This is a genomic window from Pelosinus sp. IPA-1 (assembly GCF_030269905.1).
Lineage (GTDB): Bacteria > Bacillota > Negativicutes > DSM-13327 > DSM-13327 > Pelosinus.
Genome location: NZ_BSVC01000001.1, coordinates 28,302 through 54,415, shown reverse-complemented (window position 1 = coordinate 54,415; position 26,114 = coordinate 28,302). Strand labels below are relative to the sequence as shown.

The window sequence follows — 26,114 nt, the reverse complement described above, 5'->3', positions numbered from 1 at the left end:
TAGTATGCTACGCTTTATCCGTTTGCATCATCATTTGTTTCGGTATCGTCATCATGCTCGACTTTGATAACCGAGCCTGTTTTTGCATCTACCTTGACTTCATTGTCTTGGTTCTTGCTATCTTTAATTGTTACATTATAAACCACGACACCATCTTCATCTTCCAGTTCAGATTTCACCACCGTACCGGCTACTTTTTTGGTGGCAATATCCTTACCTTGCTGCTCAGTAATTTTAGCCTCTTTAGCTAAATTAGCTTGTTCTGCTCCATCGGGTACCTCGCGGTCATTGTCTTCTTGCTCTTGATCTTCTTTATCTATGTGCTGAGCAATTACCTTCTTGACTGCCTCAGGTGCGGCGGCAAAAGCTGGGTGATTGGCTGCACCTACTGCAGCACCTCCTAAGATCATCATTGATAAAACGCCTGCCATCCATTTTTTATTCATTATCGTAATCCTCCTTTTTTTATATTGCTGTGGTTGTTTCCACTGATTGCATTATACAAAAGGAAAATGAAACGCTCCTGAGAAGAACATTAGAATTTGATGAGAAGTACTTGGCGGCGTTTAAGTTTGATATATTTCTTTATCTTTTGCATATATTTTAGTTATGCGAGGTGAGAGCCACCGTGAAAATGTTATATCTCGGTAAACGTCACTTTATCTTATTCCTATTACCTGTCATGTTACTATTAAGCACCTTATACGCGAACGATGCTACCCACAAACTATCTGGTAAGGTTATTGTAGTGGATGCCGGTCATGGCGGCATTGACCCTGGTGCAAACCGCCCAGGCGTACTTGAAAAAGACATAAATCTGTCAATAGCATTGGCACTTAAAGATGTACTGAATCAAAATGGTGCTAAGGTTGCGTTATCCCGCCAAACGGACGTAGAGCTTAGTCCAGAATGTGACAATGAAAAAGTAAGAGGTCGTTATCATCGTGACTTAGCGGCGCGTGTGGAAATGGCAGAAGAGTCAGATGCTGATTTATTTATGAAAACTTTTACTAATAAAATTAAAAGAAGTTTAATTGCATATTAAATTGTAACCCCCATTCCAAATACGTCTTTATAAGCGTATCCGAAAAGGGGGTTACAATTCTCATACCTCGGAAATAATTATTTTGTTCATGTTAAACTCTTTTACAAGCTATACAGCAAGTATTTTTACTCATCTTACCTTAAATACTCATTACCATCTCATATTGTTTTGTAATTTCCTTTAAACCATTATTTCTAAGAAACTTATTTAATGTTTCACAAATATCTTCTACATTTATAAACCTTATATGATTGCTTTTAGTACAACCAACTAAATTCTTAAGAATTACGTGGCCTACCCCCATATTTCTAAATTTTCTTTTTACAGCTAGCTGTGGTATATCTCCTGTATTCATATCGATGATTCCATACCCCACAACATTATTTTCAAGCCTGGCAATCGTCATATGTAATGAGTCTTTTGCACATATAACCGAATCAACTGAATTCTGCCATGATGGTATAAAGTCCCAGAATGATTCTAATTGATCCCAATTTACTATATCAAATTGTCCTGAACTGACTATAGCTTCACAGGGTTTCACTTTGTTTATTTCTTTTTTTTCAGCTTGATAACAAATAAATTCTCTAGTGATCTGAAATCCCTGCTTCAAATATAAATCAGCTGCTACATTATTTGATTGAATTACTTCCAGCAAGTATTGTTCAACCTGATTTTGCAGAAATATTTCTTTTATATGTGAGAATAACTTTGTTGTTACCCCTCTTTTTCTATATGTTGCTATAACACCTGTTCCTGTATCATAGGCGGTAATTTTGTTATTCCATTTGCGTATTCCGTTAAGAATAAAACCGATTAATTCATCATTGTCATATGCTCCATAAGAAAATTCTGGTGAGTATCCTCTTCTTTTAAGCATTCTTTGAAATGCTTCTGGAGACAAGTTAATATTTACCTGGTAATCTGAAAAGGCTTTTGTAAAAGCAGTATATAAGGTATTATAACTTTCATCTTTAAGCGCTTTATAATACATTGTTCATCCCACCTATCTTAATCTTTTCAATACCCTCGGGTTCAGGCATTGCATCTTTAACCCATCAAAAAATCCCTTATTATAATGCATATAGGTAGCTACTACAGTCTATTCCGTAATCACATTATTCACTGCAGCTGCTTGCTCATTATCTTTATAGCATATATATTGTTCATATAATAAAGAACTCCTGCCAGATTTTAACAGAAATCTGGCAGGAGTTCTTTAGCTATTACAAATGATACGGTTCTTTGTATCATTTATATAGCTGTTAAAGCTTTAATTAAAAGTTTTGGAGGAACAATTCCTTTTCTTTTACCACAGCGACCGAGCTGCAGCATTTGCTAGCTCAGCTAATGGTCCAGGGTATATACCAATAAACAAAGTTGCAATCAAACTAATCAGAGCCACAATACGCAATGATACACTAGCAGTAAATTCCTGCTCATTCTTTGCTTCCTTACTGTACATCACTCTGACCACAAGCATGTAATAATACACCGAAACCATCGACATTACAAGCCCTAACATAGCAATCCAGAAGTAGCCTTTATCTGTAATTGCCATAAATATATACATCTTACCGACAAAGCCTGCCATTGGCGGAAGACCTGCCATAGATAACAATGATACAGTCATAACCACTGCCAAGAAGGGTGACTTTTGGGACAATCCAGAAAGATCATCAATCTTATCTGAACCGCATTGGTTATTAACAGCAGTAGTTACAGCAAAGGCACCAACATTGGCCACCATATACAGCACAGCATAAAATAGCATCCCCTTGACTCCGGCTGCATCAGCAGCCAAGAGACCCGATAAAATATAACCAGCTTGTGCTACGGAGGAATAGGCCAACATGCGCTTGGTATTAGTCTGCCATATCGCAACTATAATACCTACAATCATACTTAGCCCAGCTAATAGGCTGACAATCGTCAACCAATAGGCTTGTAAGCCGGCAAATGCTACTAAGAAAACCCGCAGTAATACCGCAACCCCAGCAGCTTTTGATGCCATCGCCAACATGGCAGTAACAGGAATTGGCGCACCTTCATAAACATCGGGAGCCCACATATGAAAAGGAACAATAGACAATTTAAAACAGAAACCGGCAAGCATAAGCCCTAATCCCAGCAGCATAGCCGGACTAGCAGTAAGATGAGCAGCGATTTGACTCAGCACAATAGTGCCGGTAAAGCCATATACCCAGCTCATACCATACAGCAAAACTGCGCTCGCTGCCGAACCAAGAATCAAATACTTTGTGCCAGCTTCACTTGACTTAATACTTCTTAAATCAAAGCCAACTAGAATATAAAATATAATGGTCATCAATTCCAAGCCAACAAACACCGTTAATAAATCATTTGCGGACGCCATAACCATCATACCCACTAAACTTAAGAGTAATAATGCATAAAACTCCCCAGTATTGTGAGTTAGTCCTTCTATATAATCAAAGGAAAACAATAGTGTTAAGATCGTCGCCACTATGAATAACTGCTTGAAAAACAAAGCAAATTTATCAACAACAAAAAAACCATGATACACCGTAGCTGAAGTTCCATGTTGGTTAAAGGTATAAACTAAAATCCCCAATAAACCACAAACTGCAAAATACCCTAAACTACGGCGAGCTTCTTGACGCGGCATCAGTAAGTCAAAGACAATGATAAGCAAAGCAAGAATTACAACGGCTATCTCACTTGTGAGCAGCGCAATATTCATTGAAAAACACCTCCCAGCAAGGTCGGCGTAACGTGCAGCTTAACCAGTAACGCCATTACCGGCTCCATACCACTATTAACCATACCCATTAATAATTGTGGGAAAACACCAACTACTACTAAAACAGTCCCCAGTAATACAAGGGATACTAATTCAACTCCAGAGGCATCACGACAAGTATCAAATTCCGCGCGCCGCGGCCCAAATAGCACATTTGCCAGCACGCGCAATATATAAAGTGCAGTGAAAACAATACCGGAAATAGCCAGAAGAGTAAAGAGGGGGTATACTTTAAACGCGCCCACAAAGCTCGTAAACTCGGGGACGAATCCAGCTAACCCCGGAAGTCCCAAGGAACTCATCCCAGCTAACATAAAGCCAGTAGCTACACGTGGCATTTGATGCGCTAACCCACCAAGACTGAGAACCTGGCGAGTATTTGTTTTATCATAGACCAAACCAATCATCGCAAAGAATAAAGCGCTCATTATCCCATGGGCAAACATATTTGCAATCGCTCCATCAATGCTGATAACATTTAAGGCTGCAAAGCCAATCAGTATATATCCCATATGGGATATTGACGAATACCCGACAATATATTTTAAGTCTTTTTGCGCTATAGTAACAAACGCAGCATACAAAACATTAACCACGGCAAAAAGCGCAATAAACGGTGCCCAAAATTTAGCCCCTAGCGGTAAAACCAAGAGCCCAATTCGAATCAAGCCGTAACCGCCAATTTTCTTTAACACTCCAGCATGGAGCATAGATACCCCTGTCGGAGCTGCCGCATAGCCATCCGGCGCCCAACTATAAAAGGGCCACATTGATAAAGTAGATCCAAAGCCAAGTAGCAATAAGAAAAATGTGAAGACTTGAACATCTTCTGATAAATTCCCCATCGTATGAGCCTGAGCTAGAACTTGCATGCTGAATGTTCGCATCCCTGCCGGAAAAGCATTAACGTATAACGCGATAACCCCGGCAAGCATGAATGCCGAGCCTAATAACAAGTAAATTGTCAGCTTCATCGCCGCATATTCTTTACTCACTCTTTCCGAAGAACCCCAAACAACTACCATAATATAGCTTGGTATTATCCCTAGTTCATAAAACAATAAGAATATGAACAAATCCTGAGATACAAACGTCCCGATTGCACCGACTACCAAGAGCAGCAATTGAATAAAGAATTCTTTAGAGCGTTTCTCCACATTCCAAGAAACAAAAATAGTGGAAAAACCAACCAGCATAGTCAATAGCAGCAGTGGCAAGGAAATTCCATCCACACCTAAAGCGTAGGATACTCCAAGCTCGGTAATCCAAGGGACATTCTCTATATATTGTAGTCCACCCAAACTAACATCATAGGCCCAGTAAGCATACAAGGTTAAACCGAGAGCGATTGCCATTGTTACAGCTGATATCATTTTTATCGTTTTGTCAGCTTCACGCGGCATAAAGGACAATACCAGTATCCCCCAGATAGGCGTTAGTAAAATTGCCGTTAATAATGGAAAATCAACCATTTTAGTAATCACCTCCCGATAAGACACCCTTAAATAGTGGGCTGAGTAACACTAACCATACTACAACGATTAACATCGCTCCGAACATGATTAAACCATATCGCTGCAATTTACCATTCTGGCCTTTGCGCACAAAATCGCCAAGTCCAACCGGTAAACCAGCTATCCCATTTACAATGCCTTCAACAAAATGCAGCTCCAACCAATACAAAATCTTGCCTAAGCCATCAACAAAGGTGTGATTGAGCCACAAGTAAAACTCATCAATATAATATTTGTGGAAACTTAGCTTATATAAAGTTCTAAAACGTCTGGACAGTTTATCAGATGAGACCTTGCCCGAACCATATATATACCAAGCCAAGGAAATCGCTAATATGGACAATACCGTCGACGTTGCCGCGATACTCCAATTTAAGCCCTCGTGTGTGGCCGAACCAAAACGAACCCAGTCACCAAAATGGTTAGCATAAGGTATATACCCGCCAATAACAGCAAGAACACCAAGCACTACCAATGGGATTCGCATGGACATTGGCGCCTCATGGGGATGATTGTCTGGTTTTTCCGATCCACAAAAGACGACAATCAGCAATCTTGCCATATAAAACGCCGTCATAAAAGAAGTCACTACGGCAATGGTGTATAATGGCATACTAACTTGGGAAACCACCAGCAGAATTTCATCCTTTGAAAAGAAGCCCGCAAATGGCGGAATACCAGATATAGCGAGTACACCAATCGTCATAGCGGCAAAAGTAACTGGCATTTTATGGCGCAAGCCGCCCATCTCAAAAATGTCATTTTTATCTGGCAAACCGTGCAATACCGCGCCGGCTGCTAAGAACATCAATGCTTTGAAAAAGGCATGTGTCATAAGATGGAACATGGAGGCCGTAACACTGCCTACTCCAAGCGCTAACATCATATACCCCAACTGACTAACAGTAGAATACGCTAAAATGCGTTTAATGTCCCGCTGAGTAAAGGCGATACTAGCAGCAAAGCAAGCTGTAAACGCTCCGATCCAGGCTATTACCTCCATTGCATTTGGCAAAACACTGAATAAGAAAAAAGCTCTAGCTACCAAGTACACCCCAGCTACTACCATGGTAGCGGCATGGATGAGGGCTGATACGGGTGTTGGCCCCTCCATCGCATCCGGCAGCCACACATGCAGCGGGAATTGTCCAGATTTTCCAATAGGACCAAGGAATAAGAGAATGCCTACTATCGTCAGCAAATTTGTGCCTTGCTCTGCAACATAGGCAGGTACATTCGATGCTAACTGCTGAAAGTCCAACGTACCAAACAAAATCTGCAAAAACAAGATTCCGACCAGCAACCCAAAATCACCAATACGTGTAGTAATAAAGGCTTTTTTAGCAGCTTCCCGCGCAGATATCTTGTGGAAATAGTAGCCAATTAAAAGATAGGAACATAACCCAACCAATTCCCAAAAAACAAACAATTGCACAAAGTTAACTGCAATCACTAATCCTAACATAGCCGATGCAAACAATGACAAGTACGCAAAAAAGCGTCCAAATCCAGCATCGCCACGCATATATCCAATAGAATAGATTTGCACCATCAGAGCTACCAATGTAACTATGAACAGCATCATAGCCGATATAGGATCAATATATACCCCCATATCAACAGTGAGTCCCGATATAGAAAGCCAAGGTATTCTTTGAATCAACGGATTATCTACCGTGATATTATGAGTTATCACACCATACCCTACCCCTAAGGATAAGCCAAAGCTGATTAAGCTCATGCAAACAGACACCGTCGCTGCCAATACTGGGAGACGACGCAGAAAAAATCCCACTATTATAAAGCTTATTGCCGGTAATAACGGAATAAGCGCAGCATGAGACAATGCATATTGGTTAAACAAATTTCTTCACCTACTCTCTAATGCAATTTTACCAGCGCATCTCATCAAGTCTCGCAGCATGCACCGTGTTCCGATCATAATATACTCGAAAGATCATTGCCATTCCAACCGCCACTTCAGCAGCCGCTACTGTAATCGTAAATATGGCAAATATTTGTCCGGTTAAAACCTCCGGTGTTATAAATCGTGAAAAGGCAATTAAATTAATATTGACCGCATTAAGCATCAGCTCAATGCTCATCAAAATCCCAACGATCGTCCTCTTGCTCAATACCCCATACAAGCCAATCGCAAAAATTATAGCCGCGACTGTTAAAAAATGAACCAATCCAATCATTCTTCCACTCCCTTTGCCAAAACAATCGCGCCAATCATAGCTGCCAGTAAAAGCACCGCCCCTGCTTCCATTACCACCATATAATCGGTTAGTATTAACTGAGCAAGGAGGGATGGGGTATCTTCAACAATCACACTGCTGGAATAATGCCAAGGTGTGGTTGCTATGACTCCCAAGGTAACAACGACAAACAAGCCGCTTACTAATGTAACTACGCGGGATGGAATATTTACTTCCGTATCATTCGTCCCATGCCGCTGACTACGCCTGGTAAGCATCGTCCCAAGAACAAAAACAATAGCAATTGCCCCATTGTAGATCAAAATTTGGACTGCTGCCAAAAAGTCCGCCTGCAAGAGTACATACAAACCGCTTACGCCGATAAAACATAAAGCTAGCAGTAATGCACTGTGTACAAGGTTGCTTTTTGTCACAACTCCAAAGGCAGCTGCTACTGTAATCGCCGCAAATATATAAAACGCGACAGTATAGATCATTTCATTCATTCCTGATCCCTCCTCGTAAGGGTATCCTCTTGCTCAGCACTGGGCTTGTCCACTTGGGCTGCAGCTGACTTTTGCTTTGCAATCGCTAGACAATCAACATCCAATTCATCTTTAAAATACCGTGAATTCTCATAATTTTTGTCCCAGCAAATAGCGTTTGTCGGACATGCTTCAATACAAAAATTACAATACAGACACAATCCTGAATGATATAAATACGACTTTAAGTGCCGTTTTTTCTGTTCATCAATGCCTGTAGTCATCTCAATAACATGATTAGGGCATGCCCTTGCGCACAGTCCGCAGGCGATGCATTTTTTATCGTCTAACTCCAGCTCACCGCCACGAAAACGATCGGGCATGGTTAGCTTTATTTCGGGATACTGCAGCGTTTCCTTTTTGTTAAAAAAAGCTTTTAAGGTTACGCGCATGCCTTCTAATAATCCTTTACCAACCATAGCTTTCCCTCCTAACTAAAAAACTCGTAAATATACATACCAATCCCGGTAACAATGATGTTAAGTAGTGCCAATGGTAGTAACACTTTCCATCCGAAAGACATAAGTTGGTCAATGCGCAGCCTGGGAAACGTCCAGCGAAACCACATAAATAGGAAAATCATTCCGCCAACTTTAAGAAAAAACCAGATCCAACCAGGAAGCCATGGCCCACTCCAACCACCTAAAAACAATGTGGTTGCAATCGCTGAAACCGCCAATAAATTTGCATACTCTGCCAAAAAGAACAGAGCCCATCGCATGCCAGTATATTCGGTAAATGGCCCAGCAACAATTTCTGACTCACCTTCAACTAAATCAAAAGGCGCTCGATTAATTTCTGCTGTTGCTGTAATAACATAAACCACAAAGGCAATAGGTTGTAAAAGGATAAACCAAGTATGCTGTTGTGCGGCTACTATCGAGCTCATCCGCATCGATCCCGACATCATCACGATTCCTAGAATCGAAAGCACCATCGGAACCTCATAACTAAGCATTTGGGCGACCGTCCTCATACCGCCTACCAAAGAATATTTGTTATTAGAGGCCCACCCTGCCATCAAAAAAGGTAAAACCGACTGGGAGGACATAGCGATAAAATAAAAAATACCAATATTTAAATCCGCAAATATAGCCTTATTATCAAAAGGAAACACTACAAAAACTAGAGCTGCGGGGATAAACAAGAGCATCGGCGCCAAAACCCACATCCATTTGTCAGCGCCAGCTGGCATAATATCCTCTTTTGCCATTAGCTTAATCATATCAGCTACCGACTGTAGCGTGCCCCCTGGGCCGACGCGATTAGGACCTGACCGTCTCTGCATGAAGGCACTTACCTTTCGTTCAGTGTAAACCAATACAACAGCCGTCAAGGAAATAATCGTGAAAATAGCCCCAATATTTATTAAACTCATGCAGATATCTACTAACTGTGCCGGTAGAAAGCGTCCTAAGATATCTCTTAGTATTTCTGCAATTTTAAACAATCCTGTTATCTCTTGCATGCCTTATGACTCCTCTTAATAAAGTTTAACAATCCACTTCCCCCATCAATGAATCTAATGTCGCCAGTACAGCTACAACGTCACCAATAAGCAAGCCTTGACAGGTTTCATTCAGTACCTGCAGATTAATAAAGGAGGGGCGACGCACATGGAGACGATAGGGGTTAGTTTTGCCATCACTAACGATATAATAACCTAGCTCGCCGCGCGGGTTTTCAATAGAATGATACACCTCACCAGCCGGTGGCTTCAATACTTTAGGAATAGTAGCCATAACAATACCCTCAGGCATTTGCTCCAGCGCCTGTGCTACAATACTGGCGCTCTGCTTCATTTCTTCCATTCGAATGATATAGCGGTCCCAGCAATCGCCAACTTGGCCTAGTGGCACACTAAAATCAAAACGGTCATAAATCCCATATGGCTCTGCTTTTCGGATATCATAGTCAACACCTGAAGCCCGTAAGGCAGGTCCAGTCAAACCAATTTCTAAAGCCCTTTGACCACTAATCACGCCAGTGTTTTTTAAACGATGAAACAGAATTTCATTGCCTGTCAATAAACGGTGATATTCATCAAGCATAGCCGGAAAATCTGTTAAAAAGCGCTGCAGTTCAGGGATAAATTCTGACGGTATATCGGCAGAGACACCGCCAAACCGTATATAGGTATAGGTCTGTCTAGCACCGCAGGCCATATCAAACAGATCCAAAATCCGCTCACGACTGCGAAAACCAAACATCATTCCGGTAGAAGCGCCAAGGTCAATTGCCAACGATCCCATGAAAATCAGATGACTGGCGATACGATTTAATTCAGTCATTATGATTCGCAAATATTCCGCACGTTCGGGTACCGTAATGCCCATCATCTTTTCTACCGTCTGACAATATCCTAAGTTATTTCCCATGGATGAAACATAGTCCAAACGATCCGTATAGGGGATAAATTGGGCATAAGTTCGGCCTTCTGCCAGCTTTTCAATACCACGATGGAGATACCCCATATTCGGAATGGCTTGAACTACCGTTTCGCCATCCAATTCCAGTACGACTTGTAATACACCATGGGTACTAGGATGTTGTGGTCCCATATTCAAAGTAAAGGTTTCTGTCTTTAGCATGAACTCCTACCTCCTTCCCCTGCATTACCAGTATTGTATGTTTTGCGCAATGGATGTCCATCAAACTCATCCCGCAGTAAAATACGCCGCAAATCAGGATGCCCGGTAAATCTTACGCCTAGCAAATCATAAACTTCCCGCTCCTGGAAGTTTGCAGCAGGCCAAATATGGGTGGCTGATGGAATTTGAGAATCCTCCATACCGCAACGGGTCTTTACTGTAATGGCCTGTCGTAACGGTAAAGAATATAAATGATAAACAACTTCGATATATTCCAAATAATCGACTGCCGTCAAGTTACGCAGCATGTTAAATTGATACGACTCGTTCGTTTTAAGAAGCTCGAGTAGATCTAGCAAACGATGAGGCTCAACAAGTAAAGCTGTCTGAGCTTCCTCGCCAATAATTTTTACGTCTTCTAAATACCGAGCTTGCAGTTCAGACAAGGAATTATTTATGTCTAGATTACTCATGACTTTCTCCTCGCAATCTCGGGATTCTTAATCTTGTGCTTTAATTCCAACATTCCGTGAATCAAAGCCTCTGGCCGGGGCGGGCAACCTGGAATATACACATCGACTGGTAAAATCTTGTCCACTCCGGGAACAACCGAATAGGAATCGGCAAAGGGACCTCCAGAATTTGCACAACTGCCCATGGCGATGACATATTTGGGTTCAGGCATCTGCTCATACAAACGCTTTAAAGGACCAGCCATCGCCCACGTCACGGTTCCTGCCACAATAAGCAAATCAGCTTGTCTTGGTGAAGCACGAAAAACCTCATACCCAAACCTTGACAAATCAAACCGCGCAGCGGCAGCCGACATCATTTCTATTGCACAACAAGCAAGCCCCGAGGACAATGGCCATAGTGAATTACTTCGGGCCCATTTTAATACGGTATCAAAACTTGTTAAAATTATATTTTTCTGCAACAAATCATTGTCTTGCTCTTCTTGTGATTGCAGTTTCGTTACTTCCATTCCAATGCTCCTTTCTTCCAGGCATATCCTAGCCCTACCAATAAAATGCTAAGGAAAATAAACATTTCAATAAAGGCGAACTTCCCTAACTGCTGAAACTTAATCGCCCAAAGATATAGAAAAACAGTTTCAATATCAAAAGCGACAAATACTAATGCATACAAAAAATAACTTGCCCTGAATTGCACCCAAGTCTCGCCAACCGTATCTACACCACACTCATAAGGCAAAGATTTTTCTATACCATGCTGGCGAGGACGAGGACGAATAAAAAATGCAGTCCCTAACGCTAATAGGGGAAAAACCAAAGCAACGAGCAATAATAAACCAATATTTCCAAAATCCTGCAACAAACTAACTCTCCTCCTTCGATAAAAAAATTACTTTTTTGAATTACTTATAATAGTAGTCTGCCACTCACACCCGACAACATACTCTTTTTGGCAGCCTGTTTATATAAAAAAACGCTTAAAACTCCGACTATTATGTCATCTATTTCTCTATTCCATTCATTCCAAAATCATATCCGCTTATTTTTCTCACCCACTCCTCAGCGCATTTACCACTTCAGAATACAGAATACAAGAAAATAAGTCAAGCATACACATCAATATTATTTCTCAATTCATGTTTTTATCTGTTTTTGCCGATTGTATCATACATAAGGAATAATTAAAGTGATTCATGTCACAGTACAAATTTTTTCACGAATTTACAATGTTCGTTACAATCTTCGTCACAATGCGTACAATCCCTTCATTATCTATAGTTTTTTTAATTTTTTATCTCTTTTCCTATTACTAGTAATACTTTCTCCGTACCTTAATCCAGCCCCCCTTTTACACTATACCTAACACTTCGTAGCCTTGTTTATCCACAATTGCATTTATAGAACCTTTTTTTATACAGTGGTATAATGAATCTATTTAAATTAGCTTAAAAAGCATATTAATGGAAAGTAATAATTACATATAATGAAAATAACTAAAAAAGGAAAGTAACAGTATGGAAAAATCAAAGCTTATTGAAATGATTAGAAATAATCCTAATACTATAGCATATATAAATAATCCTACAGATGAGATGAAGTTATTGGCTATTAAAAGGAATGGACTTACGTTAAAATATATAGATAATCCCACTAAAGAGATGCAAGAATTAGCGATAGACACTAATGCACGAGCCATTGAATTTATAAATAACCCTTCAGAAGATATGATGACAAAAGCGATAAATGATGGATGGATTAACTTAGAGTATATTAAAAATCCAACCGACACATTAATTAAATTAGCGCTAAATCAGGCTGGATGGGCTATTAAATATGTTACTAGTCCAAGTGAGGAATTGCAATTATTAGCTGTAAGAAAAAATTATGATGCAATCAAGTTTATAAAAGAACCTTCTGAGCGTGTACAAGAAGAGGCGGTAAAAATAAGCTATGATGCATTAAGATATATAAATACACCTACCCATAATGCAGAGCTTATCGCAATCAAGAATGATGAGAGGGCTATTCGACTAATACCTGACTTAGATAAAAATAAGATATTAGAATTTTTGAAAGTAAATATTTTAGTGATTAAATATGTTATGAAAGAAATATCTAAAAATGAACTAGAACAAGTGTTAAAAGAAGCTCTATCAAATGAAGATGTGGAAGAAAAATATGTTAGGGATTATTTAAATAGTACTATAGATAAGACTAGTGATATTATGCTTATGGACAAGATGATGTTTATTTATAACCATGGAAGTAAAAAGGCAAAAAAAATAGCTGTAGATGAAAAGCTAAAGCTGAAATAGGTGGAGATATAATGAATTTTATAGATACATTAAAAAGTGTTGATTTAGTATTATCTACTGGAGAAGTACCTTTAATCGTTGGCGAAAGTGGCATTGGAAAGACAGCTTTAGTCAAGGATATTGCGAAAAATAATAATTGGAGTTTAATTGTTATCGATGGCAATCTCCTTAAAGAAGGTGAAATAGGTGGTCTTCCCACTATAGAATCTTATTCAAAAGTTAACTCTAAAGGAAGTAAAGTTGAAGAGAAAACTACAGTTTATGCCGTTCATAATAAGCTAAGAGAAATTGATGAGGAAATAGCACAACAAAAAACAGTTCTTTTATTTATCGACGAAATCAATCGTTGTGAACATACAGTACAACAGGAACTTATGAATTTAATATTAAATAGAGAAATTAATGGCTATAAGTTACATAAAGACGTAAAAATAGTAGCCGCTATGAACCCTTCCAGTAAATATGGTTCAGATTTTGATTACCAAGTTGTAGATATGGATGTAGCGCAAGAAAATAGATTTGTGTGGTTATACATGGAACCTGATTATATGCAGTGGTTAGATTGGGCAATAAACATAGGAATTGAGCAAAAGGTTATAGAGTTTATCTCAACCTTCCCAGAATACTTGCATAAAACAAATGTGGATGATATAAGAGCAACTCCAAGAAGCTACGAAAGAATCTCTAGCATTTATAAAATTTACAAAGAGAAAAAAGATTCAATACCTAGATCCGTGCTTTTAAATGTTATAAAAGGAAATGTAGGGAAATTAATTGCTGAAGAGTTTGTTAGCTTTGTTGAATCAGATTATCGTTCACTACTCTCTTATGAAGATGTTTTCTCAGTAGATTCTCTTCCTCAATCGATTATCGAAAGAGTAAAAAACGAAAGTCATACAAGACTTTATCTATCCGCAAAGAACATTCTCAAAAACTTAGAAGCCAATATAGAAAATGGCGATTATGAAACAGGTTATACTATTGACAGACTGATTGCGTTTCTAAAAATATATCCTGTAGATTTAATGATAGGAATTATGAAGGATATTAAAAATAGTTATCCTGAAGTATATAAACATGCCATAGAAAATGAAGCCTTTGTAGAATCCTATTTTGAATCTTATCATGCAATAAGGTGATATGTATGGAAACTAATTTTGAAATTCTTGTAAAAGAGCTTTATGAAAAAGCAAACAAAATTATTACCATTTTTATAAAAGAAAATCGTAGAGATAGTAATGCTAAAATAACTATACCAAAAGACTTTACAGAAGAGTTTTTTAACCTTGTAGATAAAGTTAATTTAAGTCTTATGGAAGACAAAGATAATTTCTATGGATATTTTTTATTTCAAATGTCAAGAGAAATAAGATTTGATATAAGCAGTCCTACTGCCGTAAACTTTAAAGGTTCCAAATATGTTTTATATATTAACCCCATAATTTTTTTAACTCTTACTATAAAACAAATGGAAAGTGCAATTAAACACGATATACTCCATATATTGTCTATACACTTAATAAGAGCAAAAGATTTCAAGGCTGAGTATGGAACATTAGCTGTTAATATGGCAATGGATGTAGTTGTAAATACATATTTAGATCATCTTCCCCCCTATGCTACCACTTTAGAATGGGTAAATTTAAATTATTCTTTAAAACTCTTACCTTTTGAATCCTTCGAATATTATGCAGAAAAAATTCAAACTGCCATAGATTTACTAGAAGAAGATGAAGATGCAGCAGAGGATGATAGTAATAAAGATGAAAAAATAGAAACGGATTATAATCCTGAAAAAACCCATGACATTTGGGAAGATTCTAGTGATATAGATGAAAAAACCCTTAAAGAATTTACGGAGAAGTTTATTGATGCTTCGCAAAAAGGCAATATTCCAAACTATTTAGAAGGCATGATATCATCATTAAAAAATAGCAAAGCTGAATTGCCTTGGAATTTATATCTTAAGAGGATGATGGGAACTGTTGAAAGTAATAAAAAGAAGATTATAACAAGAAGAAACCGAAGACAGCCTGATCGATTCGATTTAAGAGGCCAGCTTAGGAGTCATAAAGCAGACGTTGTTGTTGCCCTTGACATAAGCGGCAGCATTAGTGATGAAGAATTTAATCAAGCTATTAAAGAAGTACTCAATATAGTAAAAAACGTTAATCATGAAATTACGATTATAGAATGTGATAGCGAAATCAGACGTGTATATAAAGTCAAATCTGTCAAGGATATAAAAGATCGAATGAAGATAAGAGGAGGCACTAAATTTACTCCAGTTTTTGAATATGCTAATAAAAATAAGGTTAATTTGTTAGTTTATTTTACAGATGGCAAAGGTGAAGATAAACTTCTCTCAATACCTAAGGGCTATAAAACGTTATGGGTTATTTCTGGGAGAGGAGATAAACTTTCCTTAAAAGAACCTTATGGAGCAGTTAAGAAACTTAATAGTATTGAAATAAAAGATAATACACTATATACGAGTGATCTTATGAGAGATGGTTATTCAATGAATAGCCAAGAAGTAAGTCACATTTGAACACAACCTACACAGATTTAATTTTTGAGAACGTCTCAAGTTTCTTGTAAATGGTGATAATATCCACGAAAGAGATGACTATTTATGCAAAATGTATAGATGCAGCTCGCCAAAGAACTGGCAAAGGAATGTCTTAGGGGCATATAAATATCTAGACACTGCCAACAAAGTAGCAGTGTCTAGATGCTAAAGTTAGCTTATAAAGAAGACTTGATTCAGGTGGAGTTTTAACTCCATCTGGATCTTAGTCGCACTTATCCAGGGACTTAGTCGCTCTTGACTCCCACTTGGAGAAGATGGGAGTCTTAGAGCGACTTGTCATCGGATAAATTACGATATGGTGTAGGAACCAAACATGCGACCTCATCAATCAATCTTGAGTCGAAACCATAGAAAGTCCAATACCTTCCAGTCCATCTATAACCCGTAACTGCACCATACTCTACGCTTGTTGGATAAAACCAAAATTGTCTTCCATTCTTCAACCATACATAAGTGGTGTAGTACAAGCAATCAATAATATAAGAATATGATGGTTTTGGGGGAATAACTGTTGGTGGCGGAGAGGTCGGAGGTCCGTATTGTCTCATAAATAATAGCCCACCTTTTTTACGCTCTATATAACATAATATGATGGAAATTTATTTAATGTTCATCAAGACCTTCCATATCTATCCCTCTCACCGAATAGGATATGAAATTCTATGCTTTCCTTAATTTTATTTTCATATAAAACTACCCCTCTTGTCCATTTCATAACTGAAATTCTACAAGAGAGGGTAGTTTTTTCACTATCTATTGTGCATTCTTGCTTTAATATTTATCCAGTTTGCAATTTTACTACCAAAGACCAAGAACCTTCCACCATGCACCGCCTATACCGAGCCAGATAATTACATTAATGGTGGTAAGTATAAAACCCATTCGCCACCATTCCCCTTGTGTTACATAGCCAGCGCCAAAGAGAATTGGACCTGCCGAACCACTATAATGGGTCAAGGGTATCATAACATTAGATAGAAAAGCAAAAGCTAATGCCGCAAGAAGCGGCGGTGCCCCTGCCCCTACAGAAATGGCAATAAACGCTGCGTACATCGCGCTAATATGTGCAGTAACACTAGCAAAGCCATAGTGAGAATATACGTAAATTATAATCAGCAAGCCAAAAGCCATGACCCAAGATAAACCGGATGCTGTAATTACTACCCCTGCCGATTTTGCAATCCATGCAATGAAGCCGGATTTTGCCAGTTCTGTTGCCAAAGCAACAAGGGAACCCATCCAAAACAGCGTATCCCATGCGCCTTTCTCACCAATTACATCCTGCCAGGTAAGTACCTTACAAATAACCATGACACAAACGGCGCTCATGGCGACAACAGTTGCTTCAATATGGGTAATTTCTGAGGTCGCCCACATGATCATTGCTCCTATAAATACCATTGACACAATTTTTTCCATTTTTGTCATAGATCCCATTGCTTCCAGTTCCTTAATCGCTAAGCCTTTGGCCTCCGGCATCATCTTAATTTCCGGCGGATACAGTTTATAGAGAATGTACGGAATCAGCAGCAAAGAAACAGCACCGGGAACAAAGGCGGCCACAGCCCATGAAGTCCAGGTAAGCTGCACGCCGATTGCTTTAGAAGCAATCTCAACGGAAAGAGGATTGGCCGCCATAGCCGTCATAAACATGGCACAGGTAATGGCATTGGCATGATATTCAACCAACATGATATAGGCGCCAAATTTACGAGCTGTCGGCCCTGGCTCAGAGTCAAGGGCCGAAGATAATCCCTTGATAATCGGGAAGATAATACCACCAGCCCGCGCTGCACTGGAAGGCGTTGCCGGTGATATCACAAAATCACTGAGCGTAATTGCATAACCGAGGGTCAAGGAAGACCGGCCTATAAATTTAATAATAACAAAAGCGATTCTTCGGCCCAGGCCGCTTTTTATAAAACCTCGGGCAAATAAAAACGCTGAAACAATCAGCCACATTGTCCCGTTGCCATAGCCCATTAGAGCCTCTGCCACCTTCAGTGTTCCGGACAGAGCGCTAAAGGTAACAGCAATAAAGGCAATTGCGCCTATAGGCAAGGGCTGGAGAATATAGCCTAAAATCGTAGTCACGAATATGGCGAATAAGTGCCACGCCTGCACCTTTAAACCTGCCGGAACCGGCATGAACCATATAACGGCGCCAACAGCCAATACAATTAATCCATTACGCATATCTTTGCTCATGGCATTATCTCACATCCTTTTTTAGAAATTCCAATTTATCTGCTACAAATGTTGACTATAACTTAGATAAACCAGGCGTATGCCGTATAAATGAGAATTCACATAATTATTACGGCATACGCCCGCTAATTCGGACCTTTATTGAAATGTGTTATGCTTTATATTTGGCAAGAACACGATCAGCAAATTGCGGCGCATAACCAATATATTTCCGGGGGTTTATCATATCGGCAATTTCTTCGTCGGTAAAGGCTTCGCGGACCTTGGGTTCAGCCTTTAATGCTGTGTCCATCTGCTCTTCTTCTTCATATGCTTTCATACAAGTCCTGTAAACAATATCGTGGGCTGTCATCCGTCCTAATTTAGGCGCTAAATGCATCATTACACATTCTGACATCATTATGCCTCTTAATTTGTTTAAGTTTGCTTCCATATGTTTTGGATAAACGATTAAATTTTCTAATACATCCATGGATTTTTCTAGTGCTGCGCCCATAAGATGGCAAGCACGTGGAATTGCTTCCCATTCGGTAAGGAAGCAGCCCCAGTCTCGTTCATTTTCACTTACCATGCTTTCTACAATTGCCGGAGCTATACTTCTAACGCTACGACAAACAGCGATAATATTCTCAACGACTTGCGGATTGCGTTTATGAGGCATAGTACTAGAACCCACTTTCCCCATGAAAAATGGCTCTTCTAATTCAATAATTTCAGTTCTCTGCAAGGAAAGAATTTCGCTGGCAATTCTACCGATTGTACCTGCACAAATAGCAAGTACGCTAACAAATTCTGCTTGACTGTCCCGTGCTACATGCCAAGCAATTGCCGGAACATTCAGACCTAAAATTTCCATCATTCTTTCTTGGACTTCAAGTCCTTTTTCCGGATGTGATGCAAGTGTGCCTACAGCACCACCTAGTTCGCCGACAAAAACTCGGTCTTTAATTTCTTCTAAACGCTGAATATTTCTGCCCAATTCATCTGCCCAGATCGCTACTTTATAACCAAGAGTAATAGGTAATGCATGAATTACATGGGTACGACCACACATAATGGTATCGCGGTGCTCTCTGGCTAACTTCAGTGTCGATTTTTGACATACTTTCATTTGTTCTAAGATGACGGCATACGCTTCTTTCATCTGTAGAACCAACCCAGTATCTACAATATCGTGACTAGTTGCGCCCCAGTGAACATATTCACCGGCATTTCCGTCCAATACTTTTTTAAATTCTTTTAATAAAGGTACTATAGTTATTGAACTTTTGTAGTTTTCACCAATCTGTGGAATATTTAATAATTCCGCATTGGCTTTCGCATTAATTTCATCGGCTTTCTCTTTTGGGATAATACCGAGTTCGCCCTGTGCTTTTGCCAGTGCAGCTTCTGTATCCAGCCATTTCTGAGCCATATTCTTATCACTGAATATTTCCCTCATTTTGTCAGTACTAAATAGACATCCAAAAATTTGACTGTCAATTGTTGTTGATGGCATTTATAAAACCCCTTTCGAAATTTCGTTCAGCACTCCCCCTGCGCACATAGCGCAGGCAATGAATAACCTTGACTAAATGTTATCATTTTCAGAATTAACAGTGAAATATCGACAACTTATCATTTCATAACAAAATCTTATACAAAATTTACTTCACCTGATAAACTAGACTTGATTCAGTTGGAGTTAAAACTCCAACTGAATCTTAGTCGACGTTATCCAGGAGCTTAGCCGCTCTTTATGCACCGCCTATAGAGGTGGGCGTATTAGAGCGGGTTAGCTATCGGATAAAACAGCTTCTTTTCGAAAAAGTTTAGCTTATAACCATTTATTGTTCTACTTTTTTAATAGTTGAATAAATTCAACTTATTTTATCATAAGAAAATCTTATCGCTTTTCCCGCATAAAAGTCACTCTAATTAGATTTTCCATGATAGAATTAATTATATTATAAATGCGTGGGAGCAACGATTATGGAATTACGACAACTGGAATACTTTCTTATGGTAAGTAAGACAAACAGTTTCACGCGGGCAGCAGAACGGCTCTACGTATCACAGCCTGCCGTAACAAACGCTATTCGCAGTTTAGAGGAAGAACTCGGCATCCAGCTATTTGACCGTAATCAAAAGCAAGCAATCCTGACAACAGAGGGACAAGTATTCTGTAAGCATGTCGAGAATATTATGCGTGGCGTATCAACAACAATTTTTGAAATAAATGAATTAAAAAACCTGAATAACGGTGTTTTAACTTTAGCAATTACGCCAATTGCCGGAACGCGGCCAATTCCTATGTTTTTAAAAATGTTTAAAAAACAATACCCCAATATCAAGCTTTCTTTTATTGAAGGTAATGTCCCCGAGATACAAACATTATTAATTGAGGATAAAGCAGATCTTGGCATCGTCATTTTAGGTGACAATAATATCCTTCTCGATTACACTCGCCTCGGCTCACAAGAGCTAGTTGTCTGCTGTTCAAAAGAACACTGCTTTCAAAGAAAAAATTCTATTGAGCTGTCCGAACTAGTAAATGAGCCATTAATCTTGCTTACCCAAAACTGTCTGCTCCGAAAGCTAATTATAAAGGAATTTGAAAGGCTCAATACACTACCCCAGATAGCCTTTGAATCCAATCACATCCAGACCATTAAAAGCCTCGTTGCCTGTAATGCAGGTCTCACAATCTTACCGCAGGATTTATGTGACACTTCTCTGATCACTATTCCGCTAAATACTCCCGTGATGATTGATATCGCCATTGCTATAAAAAAAAATAAAGCTCTTTCACATGCTGCACAAGCTTTCCTTGATTTAGCGAAAGAGACTTTTGTTTAACACCTTTCAAATTGCCTTTATTATTTTAAAAGGAGATACTACTATGAAATTGAACATCGCTGTTGTTGCTAGCGGCCCATTGATTGCTGGTGAAATCGCGGGTATTATACAATCAATGTTAAGTGAAAATATCGATATTCAGACATACTTGACTTGTGAAATTGAGGATAATTCCATTGCTGATATCTATATTTGCGCCCAAACACAGCTAAAGTTACTGTCACAAGTAGTCCCAAGAGAAAAAATTGTTCTACTTGACTTAATGCCCAACTCAAAATTTTTTATTGCAGTAGCTCGTATTCCTAAAAACGAAACAGTTTATATTTTTAACAATCATTTAGAATACGCAACTATATTAGGCAATTATTGCAAAAACCTTGGTATTACCTGCGTTGAGTTTGTGCCGATCGCCTATCGTGAAATGCCGCAAGAAGAAATATCAGAGCGATTGCAAAAAGCCAAATATATAATCGGCGTTGACCGCTTTGTTGGTGAAGGTGGTCTTTTGTCACCAACCTATCGCCCCTACTTGCGTAAAGACGTCACAATCATTCCAGCAACCCGCGCCGCATCTGTCCATTCTGCCTGTGTACTAATTCAATACATTGCTACAAAATTTTACCGACATATCGCTGATAACATTGAAAAAATAAAGTTCGATTTGCAAAGTAACATCTCTCCTGCTGAGGCTGATTTGAAAAAAATCAGGCTTGAAGTCAACGATCTAGTTGTTTCCAGTAATAAAGCGCTGGATATTATTCAAAATGCCGTTACAAAATCTGTTCTTAATAACATTTCATCCGATGTTATTATTTTTGATACCCACAGTAATCGCTTAGATATTGATCGGCTTGCAAACCAGCCAATTTGTGACATTTTAGAAATGATTGCAGGTTCAAATCGCACTCTGCATTTGATAGCTGAAAAGCTTACAAATCTTTAAAATCAATCACCTATGTGAGTTGCTTTTCCAATGGATTGATTATAGTGAATAATTTTATCTTTATGCGGCAAAGGAACCTTTTCTATAAAGGTTCCTTTTAAAATAATATAGTAATCCAGCTCCCTTTTCTCTCAACTCAGGACAGCACTCCTGTACCCAGCCCACTGAATTGATATGAAATTAAAAAACAATCAACTAACCGCTTTACACTGGATGGGACCCGAATTCTCCATGCCTATCCAAATTTGTCATCATAAAGAAAAATGGCTTTCATCACCCCTCTCCGCCTTTTTAACTCTCGTCAATGAAACCTTTGGAATAGAATCAAAAAAATCAATATATATACAAAGCTCCCGCAACAATTCTCACTGGAATTCTTGCAGGAGCTTTTCGCTATTAAAGATGATATGGTTCCCCGTATGGGGTATAACAGTGCAGGATTTAGTTAGTTACGCCCTCATTCTCAATATCTGTTCAAACTTTCTTTTGATAACACAACGATATTAACGATTTTACTGTGAGTTTTATGCGAATTTGAATCCGTTCGTCTAGGTCGTAGTCTTAAATTCCGCTTTCTAAATAAACCAACTCTGTCACCTTATCATATCCAAAAAGTTCTGCATATCGTCCCCAGCTGACTATCAATTGAATCTGAGTTTTGGCTACTTCATCACCATAAGTACGGGCGATAAGGTCTTCGAAAAATTCTATATTCATCTTTTTATTGGATTTTGATTGCAAAACATTGATCATTTGTGTAATAAAAGGAACAGTTTTTAATAATTGATCTTTGAATAATTCTTTACGCTCCAATACAGTCGCTCTCGCAAACTGAATACCTTCAGGCGTAAGCTCAATATCCCCCTCTATTACTTTGGCGAAACCTAGCAATGAGGCTAACTCGACGATGGGGAAAAAGTCTTCAATATCCATGACCAACCGATCCGCTAGCCTATAGAGATCGGTTCTTTCATTAAGATCTTCTAATAATTCAAGAAAGCCAGTGAGTGCCCCAGCCGAGACATGGGGAAGCACCGTTATCTTCTTCGGCTGATAAATAGCGGGTTCGTTGCGTTTTACCTCTTTCTTGGTCATCAAAGAATAAATCCTATCTACGAGGGCAGTGAAATTAGTAGCTTTTTTATCACGCCAGCGAGGAATATCGATAGCAATATCTTCTATGACTCTAGCTGGACTGGTTGAAAGAATTATCGCACGGTCAGCCATATACACTGCTTCCTCAATACCATGTGTCACCAAAATGATAGACTTGGTTGGAATTTTTTTGTCTAGCCACAACTCCAGCAAGTCGCGGCGTAGATTTTCAGCAGTAAGAACATCCAAAGCGGAAAATGGTTCATCCATTAGAAGCACGTCAGGATCGCTAACCAGAGCACGACCAATACCTACACGTTGCCGCATACCACCTGAGAGTTCTTTTGGGTATGCGTTTTCGAAACCATCAAGACCGACGATATCAATAACCTTTAACGCCTTATCATACTTTTCTATTTCGGAGAGTTTCTTGGATTCTAACCCAAGCATTACATTTTCCAAGACGGTTAGCCAAGGGAATAGAGCAAAAGACTGGAACACCATTGCAACCCCAGGATTTACCCCCTGGATAGAGTTTCCCAAGTAGGTGACTGTGCCCTTCGAAGCAGGAACAAGTCCTGCAATGATACGCAACAAGGTAGATTTGCCTGAGCCGGAAGGTCCAAGAATTGCAAGAAATTCCCCCTCTTTGACTTCTAGGTTGATGTCTTCAAGTATAGGTGCATTTTCATGACCTTTAATACCAAAGTTCTTATATATTTTATTAACTTCAATTAATTCCTTCATGTTTACCCCTCCTAATCCAAATGATATTTCACTTCAGCTAACTGATATAAACGTCTCCATAAGAACCGGTTTATTAGAACTACGAATAAGCACATGACAGTGATTCCCCAAATAATCCCGCCCCAATCACCCTGTTCAGTGACTTTGCTAATAAACGCACCGAGACCTGTTGCTATTAATTGCTCATCATGCCAACTTACAATCTCTGAAACAATACTTGCGTTCCACGCACCTCCGGATGCGGTAATGATACCAGTTATGAGATATGGGAAGATGCTTGGAAGAATAAGCGACTTCCATTTCCGCCATCCTTGTAGTTTAAAAACAGCTCCTGCCTCATGTAAATCATTCGGAATAGACATGGTACCTGCAATAACGTTAAACAGAATATACCACTGGGTTCCAAGCATCATGAGGGAAATTGCCCCCCACTCAAAGTTTACTTGATACTTCAAGAACAAAATCGTAATGAACGGGAACAGCATATTTGCCGGAAATGAAGCCGCAATTTGAATAATAGGTTGTAACACCTTCGCCAATCGAGGATTCAAGCCAATCCAAACGCCAACTGGAACGGTCCAAATTGCACCTAATAGAACAGCTATCATAACACGACCAAGTGTATATAACCCTAGTTTCGTTATTTCTAATAAGCTACTGCTATCCATGGAAGACACCAGTGCAAATGCTTGAGAAACCGGATCACGCATAAATCCTAGAACGATCACAACAAGAAAGAACTTAATTAACTTGCTAATATAGAGTGATTGAGGTACACTCTGGAAATCCCGTGAGACATTTTCGGATAAGGATGCAATTCTATCCAATAGCAAGTTTATTACTCTCCAAAGAGGGGCTAGTAAAACGCGATTCAGCGCACCAATTAGACTCGAGCGATACAGTATGTCATAGACGAATGAAGTCGAAGCGTCAGCTGACTCCGTTAATTCCATTTTGAATTTTTGGCTCCATACTACGAGAGGTCTCCAAAATACTTGATCAACAAGCATAATCATTGAAATCATTGTTACGATAGAATATCCGATAGCTTGCATATCACCGGCTTCTATAGCTGCTGCAAGATAGGAGCCAACCCCCGGTAGTCGTATATTCTGCCCCAGTACACTGATTGCTTCACTGGCAGCCAGAAAGAACCATCCACCCCCAAATGACATCATGCTATTCCAAACTAGACCAATCATGGAGAAAGGTACTTCCAGTTTTAGGAAACGCTGCCACCAGTTCAAATGGAGAACATCAGATGCTTCTTGTAAGTCTTTAGGAATAGTTTTGAGTGAGTTATAAAAGCTAAAGGTCATATTCCAAGCCTGACCTGTAAAAATAGCTAAAATAGAAGCCAACTCAACACCAAATAAACTTCCTGGAAATAATGCAATAAAAGCAGTAATTGTTGCTGATAAGAAACCCAATACAGGAATGGACTGTAACATATCCAGTAATGGAATTAGTATTTTCTCTGCAGTCCGACTTTTAGCAGCAATATAGCCATAAAATAGGGAAAATAGCAAGGATGCTCCAAACGCGATAAACATGCGCAACAAGGAACGTCCTGCGTAATAGGGGAGCATGGATGGATCAAGCGCAATTTCACTCTGGTCTTCTAACGTAAAAGGCGCATTCATGCTGGCACCTAAATTTAATACTGAGTAGAGTATCGCAAAAATAAATATTAGGACAACTGCATCAACCCATTTCAAACGGTGTTTTGGTATATTGGTTGAGAAAAATGCCATAGATAGTTCCTCCTTGTGGTAAAAATCTTCGCTAAATCATAGATCGTGTCAAGTACCGGTATCTTCAGTATTATATGCGGTATACTACTATCCGAATCCATCTTTACCACCCCCTCCCAATAATAAAAGACCTTCCTCATAGAAGGTCTAAACAAAAAGAACTTAGTCAAACCTTCTAGCCGTTCAAGTTTTAGCACTGCATAACGTAGAGAAATACTTTAAACCCAGCCACATTATGTAAAACCTTAATCCGGTAATACCTGTTATATCCATTGGCGTCTCTCGACGTTTCCGGGCAGTAATATACAATGTATTTTATACATCATAATTATTCACTTAACACATATACCTCTTCTTACTTACTATTTTCACCTCTAATAATAACAAAATGGCCACTCAACAAGAGTGGCCATTTTTCACTTTAATAATTTCTATCGATATTTAAATTTAAAAGACAAATTAAT

23 protein-coding genes and 1 riboswitch are annotated in these 26,114 nt (G+C 39.0%); of the genes, 6 read left to right on the top strand and 17 right to left on the bottom strand.

What is annotated here, in order from left to right; translation table 11 throughout:
* Nucleotides 1–14: 14 nt before the first annotated feature.
* A complete protein-coding gene (locus tag QSJ81_RS00265; protein WP_285715408.1) occupies nucleotides 15–413 on the bottom strand; it encodes a PepSY domain-containing protein in 399 nt (132 codons plus the stop codon).
* Nucleotides 414–634: 221 nt separating this feature from the next.
* Here QSJ81_RS00265 and QSJ81_RS00260 point away from each other — a divergent pair, with 221 nt between their 5' ends.
* Nucleotides 635–1,045: an N-acetylmuramoyl-L-alanine amidase family protein gene (locus QSJ81_RS00260; RefSeq protein ID WP_285716051.1), complete on the top strand. Its 411-nt coding sequence runs from the start codon at nucleotides 635–637 to the stop codon at nucleotides 1,043–1,045.
* Between the two features lie 139 nt (nucleotides 1,046–1,184).
* On the opposite strand, the gene QSJ81_RS00255 is transcribed toward QSJ81_RS00260, so the two are convergent.
* The 12 genes from QSJ81_RS00255 to QSJ81_RS00200 all read right to left on the bottom strand — a co-directional run bounded on the left by QSJ81_RS00255 (nucleotide 1,185) and on the right by QSJ81_RS00200 (nucleotide 12,019).
* A complete protein-coding gene (locus tag QSJ81_RS00255; RefSeq protein WP_285715407.1) occupies nucleotides 1,185–2,039 on the bottom strand; it encodes a GNAT family N-acetyltransferase in 855 nt (284 codons plus the stop codon).
* 315 nt (nucleotides 2,040–2,354) lie between these two features.
* The gene (locus QSJ81_RS00250) at nucleotides 2,355–3,770 is read right to left on the bottom strand and encodes an NADH-quinone oxidoreductase subunit N (RefSeq protein WP_285715406.1); all 1,416 of its coding nucleotides are present in this window, start codon (nucleotides 3,768–3,770) and stop codon (nucleotides 2,355–2,357) included.
* Nucleotides 3,767–5,302, bottom strand: coding sequence for a complex I subunit 4 family protein (locus QSJ81_RS00245; RefSeq protein WP_285715405.1), 1,536 nt, complete (start codon nucleotides 5,300–5,302; stop codon nucleotides 3,767–3,769). The genes QSJ81_RS00250 and QSJ81_RS00245 overlap by 4 nt, the downstream gene beginning before the upstream one ends.
* Nucleotide 5,303: 1 nt before the next feature.
* Entirely contained in the window at nucleotides 5,304–7,208 is a 1,905-nt protein-coding gene (gene nuoL / locus QSJ81_RS00240) for an NADH-quinone oxidoreductase subunit L (protein WP_285715404.1), read from the bottom strand.
* 28 nt (nucleotides 7,209–7,236) lie between these two features.
* The gene (gene nuoK / locus QSJ81_RS00235) at nucleotides 7,237–7,545 is read right to left on the bottom strand and encodes an NADH-quinone oxidoreductase subunit NuoK (RefSeq protein WP_038668065.1); all 309 of its coding nucleotides are present in this window, start codon (nucleotides 7,543–7,545) and stop codon (nucleotides 7,237–7,239) included.
* Nucleotides 7,542–8,051 carry an NADH-quinone oxidoreductase subunit J family protein gene (locus QSJ81_RS00230; protein WP_285715403.1) on the bottom strand — a complete coding sequence of 170 codons (510 nt, stop codon included), beginning with the start codon at nucleotides 8,049–8,051 and terminating at the stop codon, nucleotides 7,542–7,544. Before QSJ81_RS00230 ends, nuoK begins: the two co-directional genes overlap by 4 nt.
* Complete coding sequence (locus tag QSJ81_RS00225; protein ID WP_285715402.1) at nucleotides 8,048–8,509, bottom strand: NuoI/complex I 23 kDa subunit family protein; 462 nt, start codon at nucleotides 8,507–8,509, stop codon at nucleotides 8,048–8,050. The genes QSJ81_RS00230 and QSJ81_RS00225 overlap by 4 nt, the downstream gene beginning before the upstream one ends.
* A gap of 11 nt (nucleotides 8,510–8,520) precedes the next feature.
* Nucleotides 8,521–9,558 carry an NADH-quinone oxidoreductase subunit NuoH gene (gene nuoH, locus QSJ81_RS00220; RefSeq protein ID WP_285715401.1) on the bottom strand — a complete coding sequence of 346 codons (1,038 nt, stop codon included), beginning with the start codon at nucleotides 9,556–9,558 and terminating at the stop codon, nucleotides 8,521–8,523.
* Nucleotides 9,559–9,583: 25 nt separating this feature from the next.
* Nucleotides 9,584–10,681: an NADH-quinone oxidoreductase subunit D gene (locus QSJ81_RS00215; protein ID WP_285715400.1), complete on the bottom strand. Its 1,098-nt coding sequence runs from the start codon at nucleotides 10,679–10,681 to the stop codon at nucleotides 9,584–9,586.
* Nucleotides 10,675–11,154 carry an NADH-quinone oxidoreductase subunit C gene (locus QSJ81_RS00210; RefSeq protein WP_285715399.1) on the bottom strand — a complete coding sequence of 160 codons (480 nt, stop codon included), beginning with the start codon at nucleotides 11,152–11,154 and terminating at the stop codon, nucleotides 10,675–10,677. The genes QSJ81_RS00215 and QSJ81_RS00210 overlap by 7 nt, the downstream gene beginning before the upstream one ends.
* Nucleotides 11,151–11,666 carry an NADH-quinone oxidoreductase subunit B gene (locus tag QSJ81_RS00205; RefSeq protein WP_285715398.1) on the bottom strand — a complete coding sequence of 172 codons (516 nt, stop codon included), beginning with the start codon at nucleotides 11,664–11,666 and terminating at the stop codon, nucleotides 11,151–11,153. The genes QSJ81_RS00210 and QSJ81_RS00205 overlap by 4 nt, the downstream gene beginning before the upstream one ends.
* The gene (locus QSJ81_RS00200; RefSeq protein ID WP_229533528.1) at nucleotides 11,657–12,019 is read right to left on the bottom strand and encodes an NADH-quinone oxidoreductase subunit A; all 363 of its coding nucleotides are present in this window, start codon (nucleotides 12,017–12,019) and stop codon (nucleotides 11,657–11,659) included. The genes QSJ81_RS00205 and QSJ81_RS00200 overlap by 10 nt, the downstream gene beginning before the upstream one ends.
* A gap of 652 nt (nucleotides 12,020–12,671) precedes the next feature.
* Here QSJ81_RS00200 and QSJ81_RS00195 point away from each other — a divergent pair.
* Genes QSJ81_RS00195 through QSJ81_RS00185 form a run of 3 tightly spaced genes read left to right on the top strand, consistent with a single transcriptional unit; the run spans nucleotide 12,672 to nucleotide 16,023 of the window.
* Complete coding sequence (locus QSJ81_RS00195) at nucleotides 12,672–13,472, top strand: hypothetical protein (RefSeq protein ID WP_285715397.1); 801 nt, start codon at nucleotides 12,672–12,674, stop codon at nucleotides 13,470–13,472.
* 11 nt (nucleotides 13,473–13,483) lie between these two features.
* The gene (locus QSJ81_RS00190; protein WP_285715396.1) at nucleotides 13,484–14,611 is read left to right on the top strand and encodes an ATP-binding protein; all 1,128 of its coding nucleotides are present in this window, start codon (nucleotides 13,484–13,486) and stop codon (nucleotides 14,609–14,611) included.
* Between the two features lie 5 nt (nucleotides 14,612–14,616).
* Entirely contained in the window at nucleotides 14,617–16,023 is a 1,407-nt protein-coding gene (locus tag QSJ81_RS00185; RefSeq protein ID WP_285715395.1) for a vWA domain-containing protein, read from the top strand.
* Nucleotides 16,024–16,863: 840 nt separating this feature from the next.
* On the opposite strand, the gene QSJ81_RS00180 is transcribed toward QSJ81_RS00185, so the two are convergent.
* Nucleotides 16,864–18,261, bottom strand: coding sequence for an anion permease (locus QSJ81_RS00180; RefSeq protein WP_285716050.1), 1,398 nt, complete (start codon nucleotides 18,259–18,261; stop codon nucleotides 16,864–16,866).
* Nucleotides 18,262–18,424: 163 nt separating this feature from the next.
* Complete coding sequence (gene purB, locus QSJ81_RS00175; protein WP_285715394.1) at nucleotides 18,425–19,771, bottom strand: adenylosuccinate lyase; 1,347 nt, start codon at nucleotides 19,769–19,771, stop codon at nucleotides 18,425–18,427.
* 473 nt (nucleotides 19,772–20,244) lie between these two features.
* Between purB and QSJ81_RS00170 the strand changes: the two genes are divergently transcribed.
* Together QSJ81_RS00170 and QSJ81_RS00165 are read left to right on the top strand one after the other, a co-directional pair.
* Nucleotides 20,245–21,111: a LysR family transcriptional regulator gene (locus QSJ81_RS00170; RefSeq protein ID WP_285715393.1), complete on the top strand. Its 867-nt coding sequence runs from the start codon at nucleotides 20,245–20,247 to the stop codon at nucleotides 21,109–21,111.
* 43 nt (nucleotides 21,112–21,154) lie between these two features.
* Nucleotides 21,155–22,054 (top strand): hypothetical protein, encoded by a 900-nt coding sequence (locus QSJ81_RS00165; RefSeq protein ID WP_285715392.1) that lies wholly within the window; start codon nucleotides 21,155–21,157, stop codon nucleotides 22,052–22,054.
* Nucleotides 22,055–22,615: 561 nt separating this feature from the next.
* Here QSJ81_RS00165 and QSJ81_RS00160 read toward each other — a convergent pair.
* Both QSJ81_RS00160 and QSJ81_RS00155 read right to left on the bottom strand, forming a co-directional pair.
* Entirely contained in the window at nucleotides 22,616–23,896 is a 1,281-nt protein-coding gene (locus QSJ81_RS00160; protein ID WP_285715391.1) for an ABC transporter ATP-binding protein, read from the bottom strand.
* Nucleotides 23,897–23,907: 11 nt separating this feature from the next.
* Nucleotides 23,908–25,650, bottom strand: a complete 1,743-nt coding sequence (locus QSJ81_RS00155) for an ABC transporter permease (protein ID WP_285715390.1) — start codon at nucleotides 25,648–25,650, stop codon at nucleotides 23,908–23,910.
* Nucleotides 25,651–25,817: 167 nt separating this feature from the next.
* A riboswitch (M-box (ykoK) riboswitch) is annotated at nucleotides 25,818–26,001 on the bottom strand.
* Nucleotides 26,002–26,114: the final 113 nt, after the last annotated feature.